This window comes from Rhizobium sp. 57MFTsu3.2 (assembly GCF_012932765.1).
Classification (GTDB): Bacteria; Pseudomonadota; Alphaproteobacteria; order Rhizobiales; family Rhizobiaceae; genus Rhizobium; species Rhizobium altiplani.
Window position 1 is genome coordinate 1 of record NZ_JDWI01000054.1, and the last position, 16,647, is coordinate 16,647.

16 protein-coding genes and 2 pseudogenes are annotated in these 16,647 nt (G+C 60.4%); 10 read left to right on the forward strand and 8 right to left on the reverse strand.

What is annotated here, in order from left to right; genetic code table 11:
• Nucleotides 1-482 (reverse strand): annotated as a pseudogene (locus AF71_RS30250) (hypothetical protein); the annotation flags it as partial.
• Between the two features lie 1,104 nt (nt 483-1,586).
• Here AF71_RS30250 and AF71_RS30255 point away from each other — a divergent pair.
• From AF71_RS30255 to AF71_RS30285, 7 genes are all read left to right on the forward strand, one after another.
• A complete protein-coding gene (locus tag AF71_RS30255; RefSeq protein WP_169684392.1) occupies nt 1,587-3,098 on the forward strand; it encodes a mechanosensitive ion channel family protein in 1,512 nt (503 codons plus the stop codon).
• A 547-nt stretch (nt 3,099-3,645) separates the two neighbouring features.
• The gene (locus tag AF71_RS30260) at nt 3,646-4,272 is read left to right on the forward strand and encodes a c-type cytochrome (RefSeq protein ID WP_312867211.1); all 627 of its coding nucleotides are present in this window, start codon (nt 3,646-3,648) and stop codon (nt 4,270-4,272) included.
• Entirely contained in the window at nt 4,269-5,528 is a 1,260-nt protein-coding gene (locus AF71_RS30265; RefSeq protein ID WP_169684396.1) for a cytochrome c, read from the forward strand. Before AF71_RS30260 ends, AF71_RS30265 begins: the two co-directional genes overlap by 4 nt.
• Before the next feature lie 7 nt (nt 5,529-5,535).
• Nucleotides 5,536-5,703: a hypothetical protein gene (locus AF71_RS30270; protein ID WP_169684397.1), complete on the forward strand. Its 168-nt coding sequence runs from the start codon at nt 5,536-5,538 to the stop codon at nt 5,701-5,703.
• Nucleotides 5,703-6,260 carry a cytochrome C oxidase subunit II gene (locus AF71_RS30275; RefSeq protein ID WP_062368230.1) on the forward strand — a complete coding sequence of 186 codons (558 nt, stop codon included), beginning with the start codon at nt 5,703-5,705 and terminating at the stop codon, nt 6,258-6,260. Before AF71_RS30270 ends, AF71_RS30275 begins: the two co-directional genes overlap by 1 nt.
• The gene (locus AF71_RS30280; protein ID WP_169684399.1) at nt 6,250-7,872 is read left to right on the forward strand and encodes a b(o/a)3-type cytochrome-c oxidase subunit 1; all 1,623 of its coding nucleotides are present in this window, start codon (nt 6,250-6,252) and stop codon (nt 7,870-7,872) included. Before AF71_RS30275 ends, AF71_RS30280 begins: the two co-directional genes overlap by 11 nt.
• Nucleotides 7,872-8,684, forward strand: coding sequence for a c-type cytochrome (locus AF71_RS30285; protein ID WP_169684401.1), 813 nt, complete (start codon nt 7,872-7,874; stop codon nt 8,682-8,684). Before AF71_RS30280 ends, AF71_RS30285 begins: the two co-directional genes overlap by 1 nt.
• Nucleotides 8,685-8,939: 255 nt before the next feature.
• Here AF71_RS30285 and AF71_RS30290 read toward each other — a convergent pair whose 3' ends face one another.
• The 7 genes and pseudogenes from AF71_RS30290 to napE all read right to left on the reverse strand — a co-directional run bounded on the left by AF71_RS30290 (nt 8,940) and on the right by napE (nt 13,593).
• Entirely contained in the window at nt 8,940-9,650 is a 711-nt protein-coding gene (locus tag AF71_RS30290; protein WP_112644740.1) for a NapC/NirT family cytochrome c, read from the reverse strand.
• Nucleotides 9,651-9,658: 8 nt separating this feature from the next.
• Nucleotides 9,659-10,162, reverse strand: a complete 504-nt coding sequence (locus AF71_RS30295; RefSeq protein ID WP_169684403.1) for a nitrate reductase cytochrome c-type subunit — start codon at nt 10,160-10,162, stop codon at nt 9,659-9,661.
• On the reverse strand, nt 10,129-12,636 hold the full coding sequence (gene napA, locus AF71_RS30300) for a periplasmic nitrate reductase subunit alpha (RefSeq protein ID WP_169684404.1): 2,508 nt from the start codon (nt 12,634-12,636) through the stop codon (nt 10,129-10,131). The genes AF71_RS30295 and napA overlap by 34 nt, the downstream gene beginning before the upstream one ends.
• Nucleotides 12,611-12,898 (reverse strand): chaperone NapD, encoded by a 288-nt coding sequence (locus tag AF71_RS30305; RefSeq protein ID WP_018856239.1) that lies wholly within the window; start codon nt 12,896-12,898, stop codon nt 12,611-12,613. The genes napA and AF71_RS30305 overlap by 26 nt, the downstream gene beginning before the upstream one ends.
• Complete coding sequence (locus AF71_RS32055) at nt 12,891-13,139, reverse strand: 4Fe-4S dicluster domain-containing protein (protein WP_348644163.1); 249 nt, start codon at nt 13,137-13,139, stop codon at nt 12,891-12,893. Before AF71_RS32055 ends, AF71_RS30305 begins: the two co-directional genes overlap by 8 nt.
• 27 nt (nt 13,140-13,166) lie before the next feature.
• Nucleotides 13,167-13,391, reverse strand: a pseudogene (locus tag AF71_RS32060) (4Fe-4S binding protein); the annotation flags it as partial.
• A 7-nt stretch (nt 13,392-13,398) separates the two neighbouring features.
• The gene (gene napE / locus AF71_RS30315; RefSeq protein ID WP_062368223.1) at nt 13,399-13,593 is read right to left on the reverse strand and encodes a periplasmic nitrate reductase, NapE protein; all 195 of its coding nucleotides are present in this window, start codon (nt 13,591-13,593) and stop codon (nt 13,399-13,401) included.
• Nucleotides 13,594-13,856: 263 nt separating this feature from the next.
• Between napE and petA the strand changes: the two genes are divergently transcribed.
• The 3 genes from petA (at nt 13,857) to AF71_RS30330 (ending at nt 16,644) form a co-directional block, all read left to right on the forward strand.
• Nucleotides 13,857-14,432, forward strand: a complete 576-nt coding sequence (gene petA / locus AF71_RS30320) for a ubiquinol-cytochrome c reductase iron-sulfur subunit (protein ID WP_169684407.1) — start codon at nt 13,857-13,859, stop codon at nt 14,430-14,432.
• A 14-nt stretch (nt 14,433-14,446) separates the two neighbouring features.
• Complete coding sequence (locus AF71_RS30325) at nt 14,447-15,724, forward strand: cytochrome b N-terminal domain-containing protein (protein WP_169684409.1); 1,278 nt, start codon at nt 14,447-14,449, stop codon at nt 15,722-15,724.
• A 26-nt stretch (nt 15,725-15,750) separates the two neighbouring features.
• Nucleotides 15,751-16,644, forward strand: a complete 894-nt coding sequence (locus tag AF71_RS30330; protein ID WP_169684410.1) for a cytochrome c1 — start codon at nt 15,751-15,753, stop codon at nt 16,642-16,644.
• The last annotated feature ends 3 nt before the right edge of the window (nt 16,645-16,647 follow it).

A 16,647-nucleotide genomic window follows, 5' to 3' on the forward strand; every position in this document is an offset into this window, starting at 1 on the left:
CCGTTGCCATCTTGGTGGCCACGGTTGCCATGGTCGCTGGAGCCGTTGCCATCCTGGTGGCCACGGTTGCCGTGGTCGCCGGAGCCGTTGCCATTCTGGTGGCCGTGGTCGGCGTGGTCGCCTTTGTCGCCATCTTTGTCCTTGTGGTTATCGGCGGCTGGAGGATCGTCAGCCGGCGGCGTGGAAGCGGTCGGATCTTCAGCCGGAGGCGTGGAAGTGGCCGGAACGTCGACCGGAGGCGTGGAAGCGGCCGGAACGTCGGCCGGAGGCGTGGAGGTGGCCGGAACGTCGACCGGAGGCGTGGAGGTGGCCGGAACGTCAGCCGGAGGCGTGGAAGCAGCGGTTTCAGTGCCGCGGCCCTCAGGGGTGGTGATATGGTCAGACGCCGTCGTTGAGATCGACTTTGCGCCCTCGCTGATGACCGAGTTAGCGCCAACCGGTGAGGCGCTGCGATCCGAACCGCCGCCCGAGTTCGTGCCCAAGATGGCCCCATTTTTCTTTCCACGGCCTACGCGCTGCGTTCCGCTTGTGCTTGGATCGGTCTGTTCCGTGCTTATAGTCGCTGTCGGCTGGCAGAGGATTGCCTCGACCTTGCCAGGTGAGGCTCTCTCGCAATTGAAGACCGACTGTGTGCTTGCGACACTCATCCCGCTAGTGCTCGCCAAAAGTACTTTCTTCGATTCAGCATAAGATGGACTGGCGCCGAGGAAGGATACTCCAAGAACAAGCGCCAAGGCTGTTGCATTCGCCGCGCTAAGGGCGCCAATTTTAAGATTTCCAAACACTCGTTATCGCTCCGTTACTACATTGCGCCGACACCTTTCGGTCGGTTAGCTTGCGATGATGTAGTATTACGAAGCTGCGGCAGCTTGTTTCCAACTGCCAATTGCTTGTCCTAGTCTGTCATTGCATTGAGCGTAGGACGCCTGCAAAACAGGAACTGAATATATGCGTCATTGGTCTATGGCATTCGTCAAGCTGCACTGCCGCCTTTTCGTACTGAGACGGCGGGTCGGGCCGCTTTGACCGCGCTGTTCGCCGCTTGCCGCAGATGCATCGGTAATTACTGCGCGTTTCGAAACAGACGGAACCTTCCCAACAATGGGGAGGCAGGTCATTGTTGACGATGGGCGCTAGATGCTGAACGTGCTTCTGTCGACCACAGCGCTCGTTGCTGGTTGCGCGGCCAAGTATCCCGACGTGATTCAACACGGCAAAGGGACGCTAGTCCTCCTTCGCGCCTTGCGTCACTAGAACCTAAATCTTGCGTGTCTACCGGTTTCTCGGGGCGAGGATCCTTCCGGCGACTGCAGCCCCCGCTAACGCGGGTTTGCCTGCGGATGGCCTGTGAACCGCCGACACCGCGTTTCGCGCTCCAGCGCCCGCAGCGGCCTTGTGGGCAGGATTGTGGGACCGATCCGGTATCGACAATGAGCCGCCCAGTCTCTTGGCGACAAATGCACGGGATGACGTCGCCGGAGCCGCAAACTTGCGACGCAGTTGCGTGCGCGAGGGAATAGTGCTTTTGAAATCAGAAAGGTCGAGAAGTTCGCGACGGGCTGAGATTTTAGACAAGGTCACGGTTGATGCTATCGTATTCTGATCAGTTCGCCAGTCTGCTGAAAGAGCCTGTTGTCCAGTTTGCCATCCTCGTTCTTCTGAGAATGCTCGCGACGCCATTGACGGGCGATCGCGTAATTGGACGGCTCGCGGCCAACATCGTATTTTTCGTCGCCCTAACGGCTTTGCTCCTTTACCATAGAATTCCGCCGTATGCGCCTGATATAACTGCGGAAACGGTGGCTGATCGGATCGGTTCCGGGATCCTCAAGGCGATCTGGTGGATCGGAGGAGCGATGCTCCTTGCCAGTTTGGTCCGCACGTTTTTGACACTCGAACGGAAACCGAGGGAAGGGCGACTTCTGCAGGACCTGGTAGTTGGGATTGTCTATCTTGGCGCCGCGTTGAGCATCATCGCATACGTCTTCAGTTTACCAGTGGGCACCCTCATCGCCACCTCCGGTGTGTTCGCTATCGTTTTGGGTCTGGCTTTGCAAAGTACCCTCAACGATGTTTTTTCCGGCATTGCGCTGAATCTCGGAAAGCCCCTGTCCGTAGGTGACTGGATCAGATTGGAAGACGACACGCAAGGAAGCGTCGTGGAAACCAACTGGCGGTCCACCGAACTCCTTAGCGGCACCAACGACCTCATCATTGTGCCCAATAGCGTCCTCGCCAAGAGCCGGATAGTCAACATCAGTAGTCCGGACAACACACACGGCTCAACCTTGAAATTCAAGCTGGCCCCGACCAAGCCGCCATCAGTAATCCTCCAGACCATGGAACGTGTACTGTTGAGCAGTAATGCGATCATGAAAACGCCCCCTCCCACCGCGAATTTTACGGCGATGGATGCGAATTATCTGGAGATCGAACTGTCATTTCGGGTGTCGGAACGCGGTCAACTGCCTCGTGCTCGAAACGAATTATACGATCTCGTCTTTCGTCACACCGAGGCGTCAGGCCTTCAGCTTGCCTCCGACGGAGGAGCTACCAGGGTAGTCCTCACCCAGGAGGCACCCGAGATGAGTGTCCCACGTCAAACGTCAAGGCGGCGTCTTCTGGATGCGATTTCTCTGTTTTCCTCTCTGACAAGCGAGGAACGAGAAGAGTTGGCATCCGCTATGAACAGGCTGTCGTTCAAGGAAGGCGATATTGCCGCCCATCGGGACACCTCGCTGACGTCGCTGATGATCCTTCGAAGCGGTGTGATGACAGTCGAGGAGATTGAGGATGGCCAAACCATCGAGCTAGAACGCCTTGCTCCGGGTGACGTCTTCGGTGAGCGCGGGGTGCTGATGGGAGCACTGGAGCCGGGTGATATCAAGGCGATCACAGCCGCCGTAGTATACGAGATTCCCAAGGAGCGGCTCGGCGTGATCATGCGAGAACGCCCCGCCATTGCGGAAGAACTGGCGATGCTATTGTCCGCTCGGTCGAAAGCGGAGGAGCGCCTGCACATGGCGAACCATCTTTCTCCTCTGCAACATGCGTCGTCGGTATCGGCGAGGATCCGGCATTTGTTTGGTCTCGGATGACGTGTCTAGGCGTTCGAGGTCATCGTATACCTCGGTGGTTCCGGGATCGCCCTCCAGCATGAGGTTATAGCCAAGCAACCCAACCGGCTGATGATGATAGATCCAATAATACTGGCATCCGACAAACGCGGCGGTCGTCGGCAGCGGGATCCGGTTCAGTATCTCGTCCTTGGAAAAAGCCTGCCGTTTGGTGACCGACGCGGGGCTGGTGACGCTCGCGGGTCCGCGCGGCGCAGGTAAGATGCGGCCGTACTAGGTTACTTATCGAAAGCGCGGCTTCGTTGGCAAAGTCAGCTAAAGAAACTCTGCCCTCGAGCGACAAAAGTACTTTGACCAAGTTCTTTGGTTAGCCGACCGACCGCCCACTGAAAAGCTATACCTCGGCACACTTGACAGGCGCCTTCGCGCGATATCCTATCGCATCACGATTTTTAGCTAAGTGCGATGCTGTGGGGTGACGCTGGTGTTCGTACGAGGGGTTTTCCTTGCAAGCTGTCTAAGCCTCCTGGGCGCGGTGGCGTCTGCTGAGGAGGCCTATCCTCCGGACATGGCTGACCGTGTCCAGGCCTGCACACCCTGTCACGGGGAGCAGGGAAAGGGCACGAACGATCCGTATTTCCCACGGCTTGCGGGCAAGCCCGCCGGATATCTCTACAACCAGCTGGAAGCGTTCAAATCGGGCAGGCGGAAATATCCGCCGATGAACTATCTCCTCGCGTTCCTGACGGACGACTATCTGCGGCAGTTTGCGGCATATTTCGCCGATCAGCGGCCGGCGCTTCCCGAGAAGCCGCCAACGGATGCCAGCGCAGCAGTGCTTGATCACGGGCACACGCTTGTGACGCAGGGCGACCTGGACCGCTCCATTCCGGCCTGCGTGAGCTGTCATGGCGGCTCCCTGACTGGCCAGGAGCCTGGCATTCCCGGCCTCCTCGGCTTGCGCGCCAGTTACATTAGCGCTCAGCTCGGAGGATGGCGCTATGGAACACGCACGGCCACTGCGCCCGACTGCATGCAGCTCGTCGCTGGACGTTTGACGGAAGACGATGTTCGAGCCGTCGCAGCTTATCTCGCCAATCAGGCTCAGCCCGCCGATCCTGCGCCATCTGCCGCCGGCTCTTATTCGTTGCCCTTTGCGTGCGGCAGCCAGCCCGAGAAGGGGAGGACGCCATGAGCGCGCGTTTTCGAATATCAACCGCTCTTGTCGTGTCATCGATGTTGGCGATAGCCGCAACGCTGGTGCCGGCTGCTGCACAGTCGCCGCAAGCGGGCGATGTCGTCAAAAAGGGAGAGTATCTGGCGCGAGCCGGGGACTGCGTCGCATGCCATACGGCGCCCGAGGGCAAATTATTTGCTGGGGGTCGTTCGATGCCCACGCCTTTCGGCACGTTGTATACTTCGAACATCACGCCCGACGCCGAAACGGGCATCGGGAAATGGTCGGCGGACGATTTCTACAGGACCATGCACAGCGGAAGGTTCCCGGATGGCGGTCTCCTCTATCCGGCGATGCCTTTCGGTTCCTACACAAAGGTCACGCGCGACGACAGCGATGCGATCTTCGCCTATTTGAAGACGATTGCGCCCGTGCGCCAGACGAACCGGCCGCATGACCTGCAATTCCCATATAACAACAGGTCTCTGATCCTTGGCTGGCGAACCCTCTTCTTCAATGAGGGCGAGTTCAAGCCGGATCCAAAGCAGTCCGACGAGTGGAACCGGGGAGCCTATCTCGTGGAGGGGCTTGGCCACTGTGGCATGTGCCACACGCCCATCAACGCACTCGGCGGGAGTCGCGAGTCCGAAGCATTTCAGGGCGGCTTGATTCCGATGCAGGACTGGTATGCTCCATCACTGACATCGAACAAGGAAGCAGGCTTGGGCGACTGGTCGATCGAGGAGATCTCGGATCTCTTGCAGAAGGGAATATCCACGCGCGGAGCGGTCTACGGGCCGATGGCCGAGGTCGTGTACAACAGTCTTCAGTACATGACCGACGAGGATACGCGCGCGATGGCCGTCTATCTGAAAAGCATCGCGCAGGATGAACCTTCCCCGCCAAAACCTTCCGTCAGGACCGAAGAGGCAAGCCTCCTCATCAGTCTCGGGAAGACCGTCTATGACAAGCACTGCGCGAGCTGTCATGGGGCTGAGGGCGAAGGAAAGCCTCCTCATTACCCGCCGCTAGCCGGAAACCAGTCGATCCAGATGGAATCGGCCGTAAATGGTATTCGCATGGTGCTTAACGGCGGATATCCACCGGCTACCGCCAAGAACCCCATGCCGCATGGCATGCCGCCATTTGCCGTCACGCTTTCCGACGACGAGGTCGCCGCGGTAGCATCATATATCAGGACGGCATGGGGCAACCGTGGCACCCCGGTCAGCGCCGCCGAGGCGAACAAGCTTCGATCTGCTCCACTGCAATGAGGACGACATGATCAATCCTGACGAGCCTGCCCATATCCCCGACGACCCGATGGTCGAACGCATTGTCGCTGAAGGGCCACGAGGAGCAGTTGTTGTGGCCGGGATTGCGACCGCCGCCGTCGTTGCAATGTGGGTCTTGTTTTATCTGCTTGTGTTCGTGCCCCGGAGCGTCTGATGAGCGATGTTCACAACGAAGCGGCGGCGGTCGCTGAGCGCGTCGAACGGCGGTGGGCGACCGTTGCGATCTTGATTATTGTGTTTTTGGCGGGGATGGCGGCGTTCGCCGGGATACATCAGGCGACCATGCCGCAGACAGCGGTCGAAACCATCGACCCGACCACGATCCATCTCCAGGGCGAGTTCATTGAATCCAATCTGGGCAGCGCGGTGGAGCAGGATGGCTCCGTGACGGTAAGGGCGATCGGCCAGCAGTATTCGTTCTCCCCGCCCTGCATCGTCGTTCCAACTCAGACCCCGGTTACCTTCAGGGCCACCAGCGCCGACGTCGTGCATGGCTTCCTCATCCAGGGCACCAACATCAACACGATGCTCGTTCCTGGTTACGTATCGGTTCAGAAGGCCAGCTTTGACCAACCCGGTGAACACCTCATGCCATGCCAGGAGTTCTGCAGTGTTGGCCACGAAGGCATGTGGGCGAAAGTGAAGGCCGTCGACAAGCAGCAGTTCCTTTCGGAAATTGCCGACAAGAGGAGGCTTTCCTGTGCTCCATAATCGCAGGCTAATTCTGGCGCACTTCTGGCTCGCCTTCGCGACCTTTGGCCTTGCTCTGCCGCTCGGTGCCTGGCAGATGTACGTCCGCAGTCCGCTCTCTCCCTGGATCAGCAATCCTGAATGGTATTACCGTTCCCTGACCGCTCATGGCACGGTGATGGGTTATGTGTTCCCAACGCTTGTCGCAATGGCCTTCGGCTATGCGATCAGCGAGGCTTCCCTGAAACAGGCCCTCGTTGGAGTCCGCTGGGCCTGGACCGGTTTTTGGCTGATTGCGGTCGGCGCTGTCATCGCGATGATCCCCGTGTCCCTTGGTCGGGCGTCAGTGCTTTATACCTTCTACCCGCCTTTGATCGGAAGCGCGCTCTACTATATCGGCGTTGTGATGGTCGTTGTCGGCTCCTGGATCTGGGTGGCTCTCATGTCCATCAATCTAAGGGTTTGGAAAAGGGCCAATCCGGGCGCTCCAGTGCCACTCGCCATGTTTGCGAACGTCGCCGGCTCGTATCTATGGGCATGGACCGCCGTCGGCGCCGCCCTGGAGCTACTCCTGCAAATCATCCCGGTTGCACTCGGGTTCAAATCGACGATCGACGCCGGTCTTGCGCGCGTGTTCTTCTCGTGGACATTGCACGCAATCGTCTATTTCTGGCTCATGCCGACCTATATCGCCTACTACACGATCGTTCCGCGGGCGATCGGCGGGCGCGTCTTCAGCGACACCATGGCGCGTATCTCGTTCATCCTTTTTCTCGTGGTTGCCATGCCGATCGGCATCCACCACGCCTTCGCCGACCCTCAGGTCGGTGCAGGTTTCAAGTTCATCCATTCCACTTTCACCGCCCTGGTCGCACTTCCAACGCTGCTGACGGTCTTCACCATACTGGCGTCTGTGGAAATCGCGGCGCGTGCGCGAGGGGGCAGGGGCGCCTTCGGCTGGCTGACCGCGCTCCCGTGGCGCAACCCCATGATGCTGGCGGTGACGTTCTCCTTCATCATGCTCGGCTTCGGCGGGGCCGGGGGGCTCATAAACATGAGCTACCAGCTCGACGCGTCGATCCACAACACACAGTGGATCACCGGACACTTTCATCTCATTTTCGGCGGCGCGATCGTCATAATGTATTTCGCCATCGCTTATGACCTGTGGCCCCATCTGACGGGACGTCCTCTCGTCAGCCTTGGTCTGGTCAGGCTCCAGCTCTGGCTTTGGTTCATCGGAATGATCGTGACGACTTTTCCCTGGCACTATGTCGGGATCCTCGGCATGCCGCGCCGGATGTCCTTCTTCGACTATACCGATCCGGCGCTTGCGAACGAGGCGGTTTCGGTCGTGCTCTCGGCAATTGGCGGGTTCATTCTCGTTGCCTCGGGTATTCTTTTCCTGGTCGTTCTTATCCGCTCGCATCTCGCTTCGCCGAGCCAGCCGGAGGAGTATCGGTTCGCGCTGGCCGTCCATCCTACCACCAGAGTTCCTGCGGCCCTGAACAGCTACGGTCTTTGGGTTGGCCTGATGGTAGCACTGACGATCACGAACTATGGATATCCGATCCTTCAACTTGCCATACGCAATGACACCTCCGTGCCAGCGGTATATGTGGGAGAAAGGTGATGAACGGCGACAGGCTGACCAGCTTTCGGAACCGGTGGACGCTGACCAGCGTCTTCGTCACAGCCGCAATCTTCGTTGTCGCCGCGCTATTGGGCTTTGTGCTGCTTCCGCGCCTTGACGCAAGGGAGCAGGTGGTGGGCTTATGGGATACCATCTGCCGGGCCGCCGGGCTGCCGCAGCGCGGAGAAGCTTTTGAACCCGTGCAGCCAGGTTACAAGACTTCTCTTGTGAAGATTGCAACCGCAGTTTCGCGAACTCGCAACGAGGAGGCGATAGGGAGAGGGGCCACGCTTGCGCAGCAGTGCGCCATCTGTCACGGCCCCACAGGCGTAAGCCGCGCAGACTCCCCTAATCTGGCCGGCCAGTATGCCAGCGTGGTCTATAAACAGCTTCGCGACTTCAAGGACGGCGTTCGTGTCAATGCTGTCATGAGCCCGTTCACGGCAAAACTGACCGAGCGGGACATGCAGGATCTTGCTGCATACTACGCCTTCTTGCCGCGACTGCCGGGCTTTCATCCCGCCGGGGCCAATCCGGCCCCGCGGATCGTGATCAGCGGCGCGCCAACGAGAGGAATCGCGCCCTGTGGTTCGTGTCATGGCACTATTGAAAACAAGCTGGGCAGTCCGTGGCTCGAGGGCCAGTCCGAACTTTACCTCAAGACCCAGCTCCAGGCCTTCGTATCTGGCTCGCGGCAGAACGACATCAGCAGTCAGATGCGCAACGTTGCGCGCGCGATGACGCCCGAAGAGATTGAAGAGGCAGCGCGGTACTACGCAAACCAGCCGCCGCCCTATCTGTCCACCGAATGAACCGATCCGTCGCAGTGTCGTCAAAATGCCGGGGCTTCGAACGGTGCTTGAATGGCGACTGCATCTCGTTCGATCGCGCCCGTGTGGTTACACGCCACGTGAAGAAGAACGACCGATAAAACATTTCCTCTGACGGGGGAGGGCGAGGTCCTCACCGCGATCGTGTTCGGCTGTCAGTCACTCGGCGGAAGGCGGTCTCATCCACTTGCCGTCCTTCCAATGAATGGCCACTTCGCGTGCGGTTTCCGCGGCAGATCAATCAACCATCTGCGAGGAGGCGGATCCATGCGCTCTGGCTATGGCATCCTGCAGATCCTCGATCGGCGTCGATCTCGTCATCGCATTGCCTTCCAGCTCTTTCGGCATCTTCCAGCCGGGGTCGACGCCTTCCATGTTTGGAAGCTCATGGGCGATCCCTTTGTGGCAGTCGATACAGGTTGCCTGTCCGGATAGCAGATATCGGGTGTGAATCTCGGCAGCCCGCTGCGTCTGCTTCTGCAGATCCATTGCCACCGCGGTGTGGCAGTTGCGGCATTCCAGGCTGTCATTGGCCTTCATACGCGCCCATTCGTGCTGTGCCAACTCCAACCGCTTCTCCAGGAATTTGGGCCGCGTATTGATCGTGCCGAATATCTTGCCCCACACCTCCTTGGATGCCTGCATCTTGCGAGCGATCTTGTCGGTCCATTGATGCGGCACGTGACAGTCCGGACAGGTGGCCCTGACGCCTGAGCGGTTCGAGAAGTGAATCGTGCGAGACAGTTCCTGGTAAACATTGTCATGCATCTCATGACAGGAGGTACAGAACTTTTCGGTATTGGTGAGTTCCAGCGCCGTATTGAACGCGCCCCAGAACATCACCCCGCCAATAAAACCACCGAGCGTCAGGACGCCGAGCCCAATCGTGGCCGCAGGCGTCGTCAGGATCGACCAGGCCCAGACAATCGCTTTCTTGATCCATGAGATCATCGGCGTCACTCGCTTCCCGCAGGCTTGACGCCCATTTCGCTCATATCCCTGAACAGGTTGTTCACCAGCGGGCGTACATCCGCCTGCGGCACGTGGCAGGCGGTACAGAAGTAGCGCCGGGGCGAAACGTCGGCGAGCATCTGGCCGTCACGGGTCATGTAGTGTGTCACGCTGATCATCGGCGCACCGGAGTCCTGGGTGAACTCGCGCTTGTGGCAGGAAAGGCATCGGTTCGCGTTCACCGAGAGCTCGTATCCCTCGATCGAATGAGGGATCACTGGTGGCTGGTCGGGATAGGCGCGCATCCTGCGGCGGTCGTCCACGATCCACTTCGGCAGCGGCGCTGCCGGGCCGGTCGCCATCGACGGCGCTCGCCCGACCAGTTGCGGTGCCGCCTCCGGCAATACCTGTGCAATCGTGGCCGTCGCGACGAAAAGCAGAATACCCGTCGCGACCAGCATCCAATCAGGCCGCCTCAAACGGCGACGGGGAGAATCTTGACCGCGCATTTTTTGAAATCCGTCTGTTTTGAGATGGGATCGGTGGCGTCGAGAGTAACCTTGTTGATCAGTTGGCTTGCATCGAACCAGGGAACGAAGATGACGCCGGGCGGCATGCGGTTTCGCCCGCGCGTCTCGACACGCGACCGGATCTCGCCGCGACGTGACACGATCCGCACTTCCGCACCCTGGTTGATGCCGCGCTTGCGGGCGTCCTCCGCGTTCATGAATACCCGTGCACCCGGGAATGCCTTGAAGAGCTCGGGAACGCGCAAAGTCATTGAACCCGAGTGCCAGTGTTCCAGCACGCGGCCAGTCACCAGCCAGACGTCAAACTCCTCATCCGGGGCCTCCGCCGGCGGCTCGTAGGGAACGGCCAGGATTACCGCCTTGCCGTCCGGCTGGCCATAGAAGTTCACGCCTTCGCCAGGTTTCACGAAAGGATCAAAGCCCTCGCGATAGCGCCAGAGCGTCTCCTGGCCGTTGACCACCGGCCAACGCAGCCCGCGCACCTCGTGGTACATGTTGAAGGGTGCGAGATCGTGGCCGTGTCCACGCCCGAAGGTGGCATATTCCTCAAACAGGCCCTTCTGAATGTAGAAGCCAAAGGCCTTCGCTTCCTGATTGTCGTAGTCGGCATTGAGTTCGCTGAGGGGAAAGCGGTCGACCTCGCCATTGCGGAAGATCACGTCAAACAGGCTCTTGTCGCGATATTCCGGATTGGCGTCGAGGATATCGGCGGGCCAGACCTCGTCGGTCTTGAAGCGCTTGGAGAATTCCGCGATCTGCCAGAGGTCCGACCGTCCCTCTCCGGGGGCTTGGACAAGCTGGCGCCAGAGCTGGGTGCGGCGCTCGGCATTGCCGTAGCCGCCCTCTTTCTCGACCCACATCGCAGCAGGCAGGATCAGGTCGGCGCTCATCGCCGTGATCGTCGGATAGGCATCGGAGACGACGATGAAGTTGTCCGGGTTTCGGTATCCCTGCCAGGTCTCGTTGCTCGTGTTGGGTGCTGCCTGGATATTGTTGTTGACCTGCACCCAGTAGAAATTGAGCTTTCCATCCTTCAGCATGCGGTCCTGCTGAACGGCGTGGTAGCCAGGCTTTTCCGGGATGATGCCATGCGGGATGCGCCAGATTTCCTCCGCACGCTTGCGGTGCTCGGGATTGGTAACGGTCATGTCGGCCGGGAGTCGATGGGCGAAGGTGCCGACCTCGCGCGCGGTACCGCAGGCCGACGGCTGCCCGGTCAGTGAGAAGGGACTGTTGCCGGGTTCCGATATCTTACCCGTCAGCAGGTGGATGTTGTAGACCATCTGGTTCGCCCAGACGCCGCGCACATGCTGGTTGAAGCCCATCGTCCAGAGCGACATGACCTTGCGTTCCGGATCGGCGTAGAGTTCCGCCAACTGCTCCAGGAAGCCTGCATCAACGCCGCTCAGCTCAGCTGCCTTTTCCAGCGTGTACTCGGACACGAATTTCTTGAAGGCCGCAAAGTCAATTGGCTCCATCTTCGCCGGATCGGTCGCATTGGCAGCCTTCAATTCCAGCGGATTATCCGGCCTCAACCCGTAACCGATGTCGGTAACGCCGCGGGCGAACCGCGTATGCCGATCCACGAAGTCCTGGTTGACCCGCCCGGTCTGGATGATGTGGTTCGCGATGTAGTTGAGGATTGCCAGGTCCGACCCCGGCTTGAAGATCATCGGTATGTCCGCGAGATCCATGCTGCGGTGGGTGAAAGTGGATAGAACCGCAACCCTGACATGGGGGTGACCGAGACGACGGTCGGCGACGCGGGTCCACAGGATCGGATGCATCTCCGCCATATTCGAGCCCCAGAGCACGAAGGCGTCAGCATGCTCGAAATCGTCATAGACGCCCATCGGCTCATCCATGCCGAAGGTGCGCATGAAGGCGTAGGCCGCCGAGGCCATGCAGTGGCGAGCGTTCGGATCGAGATTGTTGGAGCGCAGGCCGGCGCGCATCAGTTTCGTCGCGGCATAGCCCTCGAAGATCGTCCACTGGCCGGAGCCGAACATGCCGACGGCCGTCGGTCCCTTCTCCTTCAGCACCTTCTTGCATTGCTCGGCCATCACGTCGAACGCCTCGTCCCAGGTGATCGGTTCGAACTCGCCGTCCTTGGCATAGGCGCCGTTACGCTTGCGCAAGAGCGGCGTCTTCAGTCGGTCCTCGCCGTACATGATCTTGGAAAGGAAATAGCCCTTGATGCAGTTCAGGCCGCGATTGACCTCGGCCTGCATGTCGCCATGGGTGGCGACTACCTTGCCATCCTTCACGCCGACCATCACGCCGCAGCCGGTGCCGCAGAAGCGGCAGGGTGCCTTGGACCATTTGATCTCGAGCGCCTCGACGCCGCCTGGTACCGGCTGGGCGGCGGCAGGTAGTGCTATACCGGCGGTCGCCGCGGCGATGCCGGCGGCGTGGGCCTTCAAGATGTCACGCCGCGTCAGTGTTCCGGTCATCGCTTCGCATCTCCTCTGTCTCGACGTGCTCGAAAACCATGCTCGCCGTGATCACCCCATCAAGCAGCGAAATGCGCGTCAGGCATTCGCCGAGCATGCCCGTATTCGTTCCCTCGATCACCACGACGATCTTGCCGCCGCCGTGGCCATGGACTTCGACATTCTCCATCCCGGCGATTGCAGCCAGGACGTCTTCGGTTCGCGCCGGCACCGTCGCGATCACCGCGCTGGAAATATGATAGCGCTGCGGCTGCTCAGACATCGGCGGCCTCCGCTTCGCGGGCCTGGAGGCCGATGGCGCTGACCGGGCATATGCTGAGGCACGCGCCGCAACCGCTGCAGAGCGCTTCGTTCAGTTCCGGAACGAACGGGCCGCCCATCCGGGGACGGAAGCGGATCGCTTGCTCGGGACAGCATTCGCCGCACGACTGGCAAGCGACGTGGCGCTTCGCGAGACAGCCGTCGCCGACAAACGCGACATGCGGGAAACGATCGGCTTTCACGGTCAAAAAGACGGGTTCGGGACAGACCGAGCTGCATTCGCCGCAGAAGGTGCATTCGCCAAAAGCGAAATCGATCGAGGGCATCCCGTCCGAAAGCCGGATGATGCCGGTCGGACATCGTTCGGCGCAAAGCCCGCATCCCGTGCACGCGTTGAGGCTTTCGGCCGTCGCCCCAGGAGGACAGATTCCGATATTTCTCCTGGCGGGTCGGCCGAAAAACAGCGATCGACGTGAGATGGGCTCTGTCCGCATGACGCCCTCAATGACCCGCAGGCGGCCCCGGCGGGCCGTAAATGATCTGGAACATCCAGACGAGGAAACCGTATCCGCCGACGACGCCAACGGCGACGAGCGGCCAGATTCCAAAGGCCAAGACAAGGAAAGCAAGGAGTTCGACCCGCCGCCGTCCGCGGGGAGTGATTTCCTTCGGAGCTTTGTCTATCAAATCGGTCATGGCGGCTCCCCCACAGCAAAAATCGTAGCACACGTTTTTGGAGACGCATAGTCTCAATTGCACTTCCTCCTGCGTGCAAGGACCGTGGGAAAGTTGAGCGGTTTTGCCAGGGCGGTCGGGCGAGCGCAGCGATCTTTGAGGGAGCGCAAATACCGGGAGCGCCCTTCGACCTATGGAGGTCATAATCGCTGTTCAGCCGCTTGCTTAAGCAAGGGGACGCCAGTCGGCGAAGCGATCGATTGAAGCGTCGAAAGGTCAAGCGCGTGACAGACAGCACGAACCAGGAAACCGTAAACGAGCCGACTCGCCGTGATTTCCTTTATCTCACCACAGGCATGGCGGGGGCGGTTGGGGCCGTTGCGGTTGCATGGCCGTTTATCGACCAGATGCGTCCGGATGCTTCGACGTTGGCGCTGGCCTCGATCGAGGTTGACGTTTCCAGCCTCGAGCCGGGAATGTCGCTGACGGCCAAGTGGCGCGGCAAGCCGATCTTCATCCGCAACCGTACGCCCGAGGAAGTGAAGGCTGCCGATGAGGTGCCGCTTTCCGACCTGAAGGACCCGGTGGCGCGCAACGCCAACCTGCCGTCCGANGCGCAGGCGACCGGCGTCGACCGTTCGGCCGGCAAGGACAAGGAAAACTGGATCGTCATGATCGGCTCGTGCACCCATCTCGGCTGCATCCCGCTCGGCCAGGCCGGCGAATACAATGGTTGGTTCTGTCCCTGCCATGGCTCGGTCTACGACACGGCCGGCCGCATCCGCAAAGGTCCGGCGCCGCAGAACCTGGCGATCCCGACCTATTCGTTCGTTTCCGATAAAGTAATCAAGATCGGTTGAGGGGGGACTGATTTATGAGTGGCCATTCCAGCTACGAGCCATCAACCGGCCTTGAGAAGTGGATCGATGCGCGCCTGCCTTTGCCGCGCATGGTCTATGACAGTTTCGTCGCCTATCCGGTTCCGCGCAACCTGAACTATGCCTACACCTTCGGCGCCATGCTGGCGGTCATGCTCGTCGTGCAGATCCTGACCGGCGTCGTGCTGGCCATGCACTATGCGGCGGAAACGACGGTTGCCTTCAACTCCGTCGAAAAGATCATGCGTGACGTCAACCACGGCTGGCTGCTGCGCTATATGCACGCCAACGGCGCGTCGTTCTTCTTCGTTGCCGTCTATCTGCANATNGCCCGTGGCCTCTACTACGGCTCCTACAAGGCGCCGCGCGAGATCCTCTGGATCCTCGGCGTCCTCATCTACCTGCTGATGATGGCGACCGGCTTCATGGGCTACGTTCTGCCCTGGGGCCAGATGTCCTTCTGGGGCGCGACCGTCATCACCGGCTTCTTCTCGGCATTCCCGCTGGTCGGCGAGTGGATCCAGCAGTTCCTGCTCGGCGGCTTTGCCGTCGACAACCCGACGCTGAACCGCTTCTTCTCGCTGCACTACCTGCTGCCCTTCGTCATTGCCGGCGTCGTCGTCCTGCACATCTGGGCGCTGCATGTCGTCGGCCAGACGAACCCGACCGGCGTCGAGGTCAAGACCAAGACCGACACGGTTCGCTTCACGCCCTACGCGACGCTGAAGGATGCGCTTGGCGTTTCGATCTTCCTGCTGGTCTACGCCTACTTCGTCTTCTACATGCCGAACTTCCTCGGCCATCCGGACAACTACATCCCGGCTGACCCGTTGAAGACGCCGGCCCATATCGTTCCGGAATGGTACTTCCTGCCGTTCTACGCGATGCTGCGCTCGATCACCTTCAACATCGGACCGATCGACTCGAAGCTGGCCGGCGTCCTCGTCATGTTCGGCGCCATCATCGTGCTGTTCTTCGTGCCCTGGCTCGATACCTCGAAGGTGCGTTCGGCGGCTTATCGCCCNTGGTACAAGCTGTTCTTCTGGCTGTTCGTCGCCAATGCCATCGTNCTCGGCTGGCTCGGCTCGCGTCCTGCCGAAGGCACCTACGTGATCATGTCGCAGCTTGGCACTCTCTTCTACTTCGCCTTCTTCCTGGTGATCATGCCGGTTCTCGGCCTCGTCGAGACGCCGCGCCGCTTGCCCAACTCGATTACGGAAGCGGTTCTGGAAAAGCGCAACAAGGTGGCGGCCGCCGAGCCGGTCAAGGCCTGAGCGTGCGACAGGAAGGGAAGAGACACATGAACAAGCTTGTTACCAGCCTCCTGTCGCTGGCCGTCGTCGCTGGTTTGAGCGGCGCNGCACTCGCCGAGGAAGCCACCCCGAACGGGGCTGCGCCGGCAGAGCATGCCGAAGGCGCAACGCCGCACTATCCGCTCATGCATCCGAAGCATGAGCACTGGACCTTTGCCGGCCCGCTCGGCCATTACGACAAGGGCCAGCTGCAGCGCGGCCTGAAGGTCTACACGGAAGTCTGCGCCGCCTGTCACTCGATGAGCCTCGTGCCGTTCCGCACGCTCGGAGCTCTCGGCTACTCGGACGCACAGGTGAAGGCCTTGGCCGCCAACTACGAGGTTCAGGATGGCCCGAATGCCAGCGGTGACATGTTCACCCGCAAGGCCATTCCGTCGGACTATTTCCCGTCGCCGTTCCCGAACCACGAGGCGGCGGCTGCCGCCAACAATGGTGCGGCGCCGCCGGACTTCTCGCTGATCGCCAAGGCGCGCGGCATCGAGCGCGGCTTCCCGCAGTTCCTGATCGACATGATCCCGTTCGTCGGCGGCTATCAGGAAGGCGGTCCGGACTACATCTACTCGCTGCTGACCGGNTACGACCAGCAGCCGCCGGCCGGCGTCCAGGTGGCCGAGGGCACGCACTACAACCCGTACTTCGCCGGTGCTGCCGCGCTCGCCATGCCAAAGCCGCTCTCCGACGGCCAGGTGACCTATGACGACGGCTCGCCGGCGACGGTCGACCAGTACGCCAAGGACGTCTCCTCCTTCCTGATGTGGGCCGCCGAGCCGCATCTCGAGGAGCGCAAGCGCACCGGCTTCATGGTCATGGTCTTCCTGGTCATCTTCTCCGGACTGATCTACCTGACCAAGCGCTCCGTCTACGCAAACAAGGAACACTGAGGG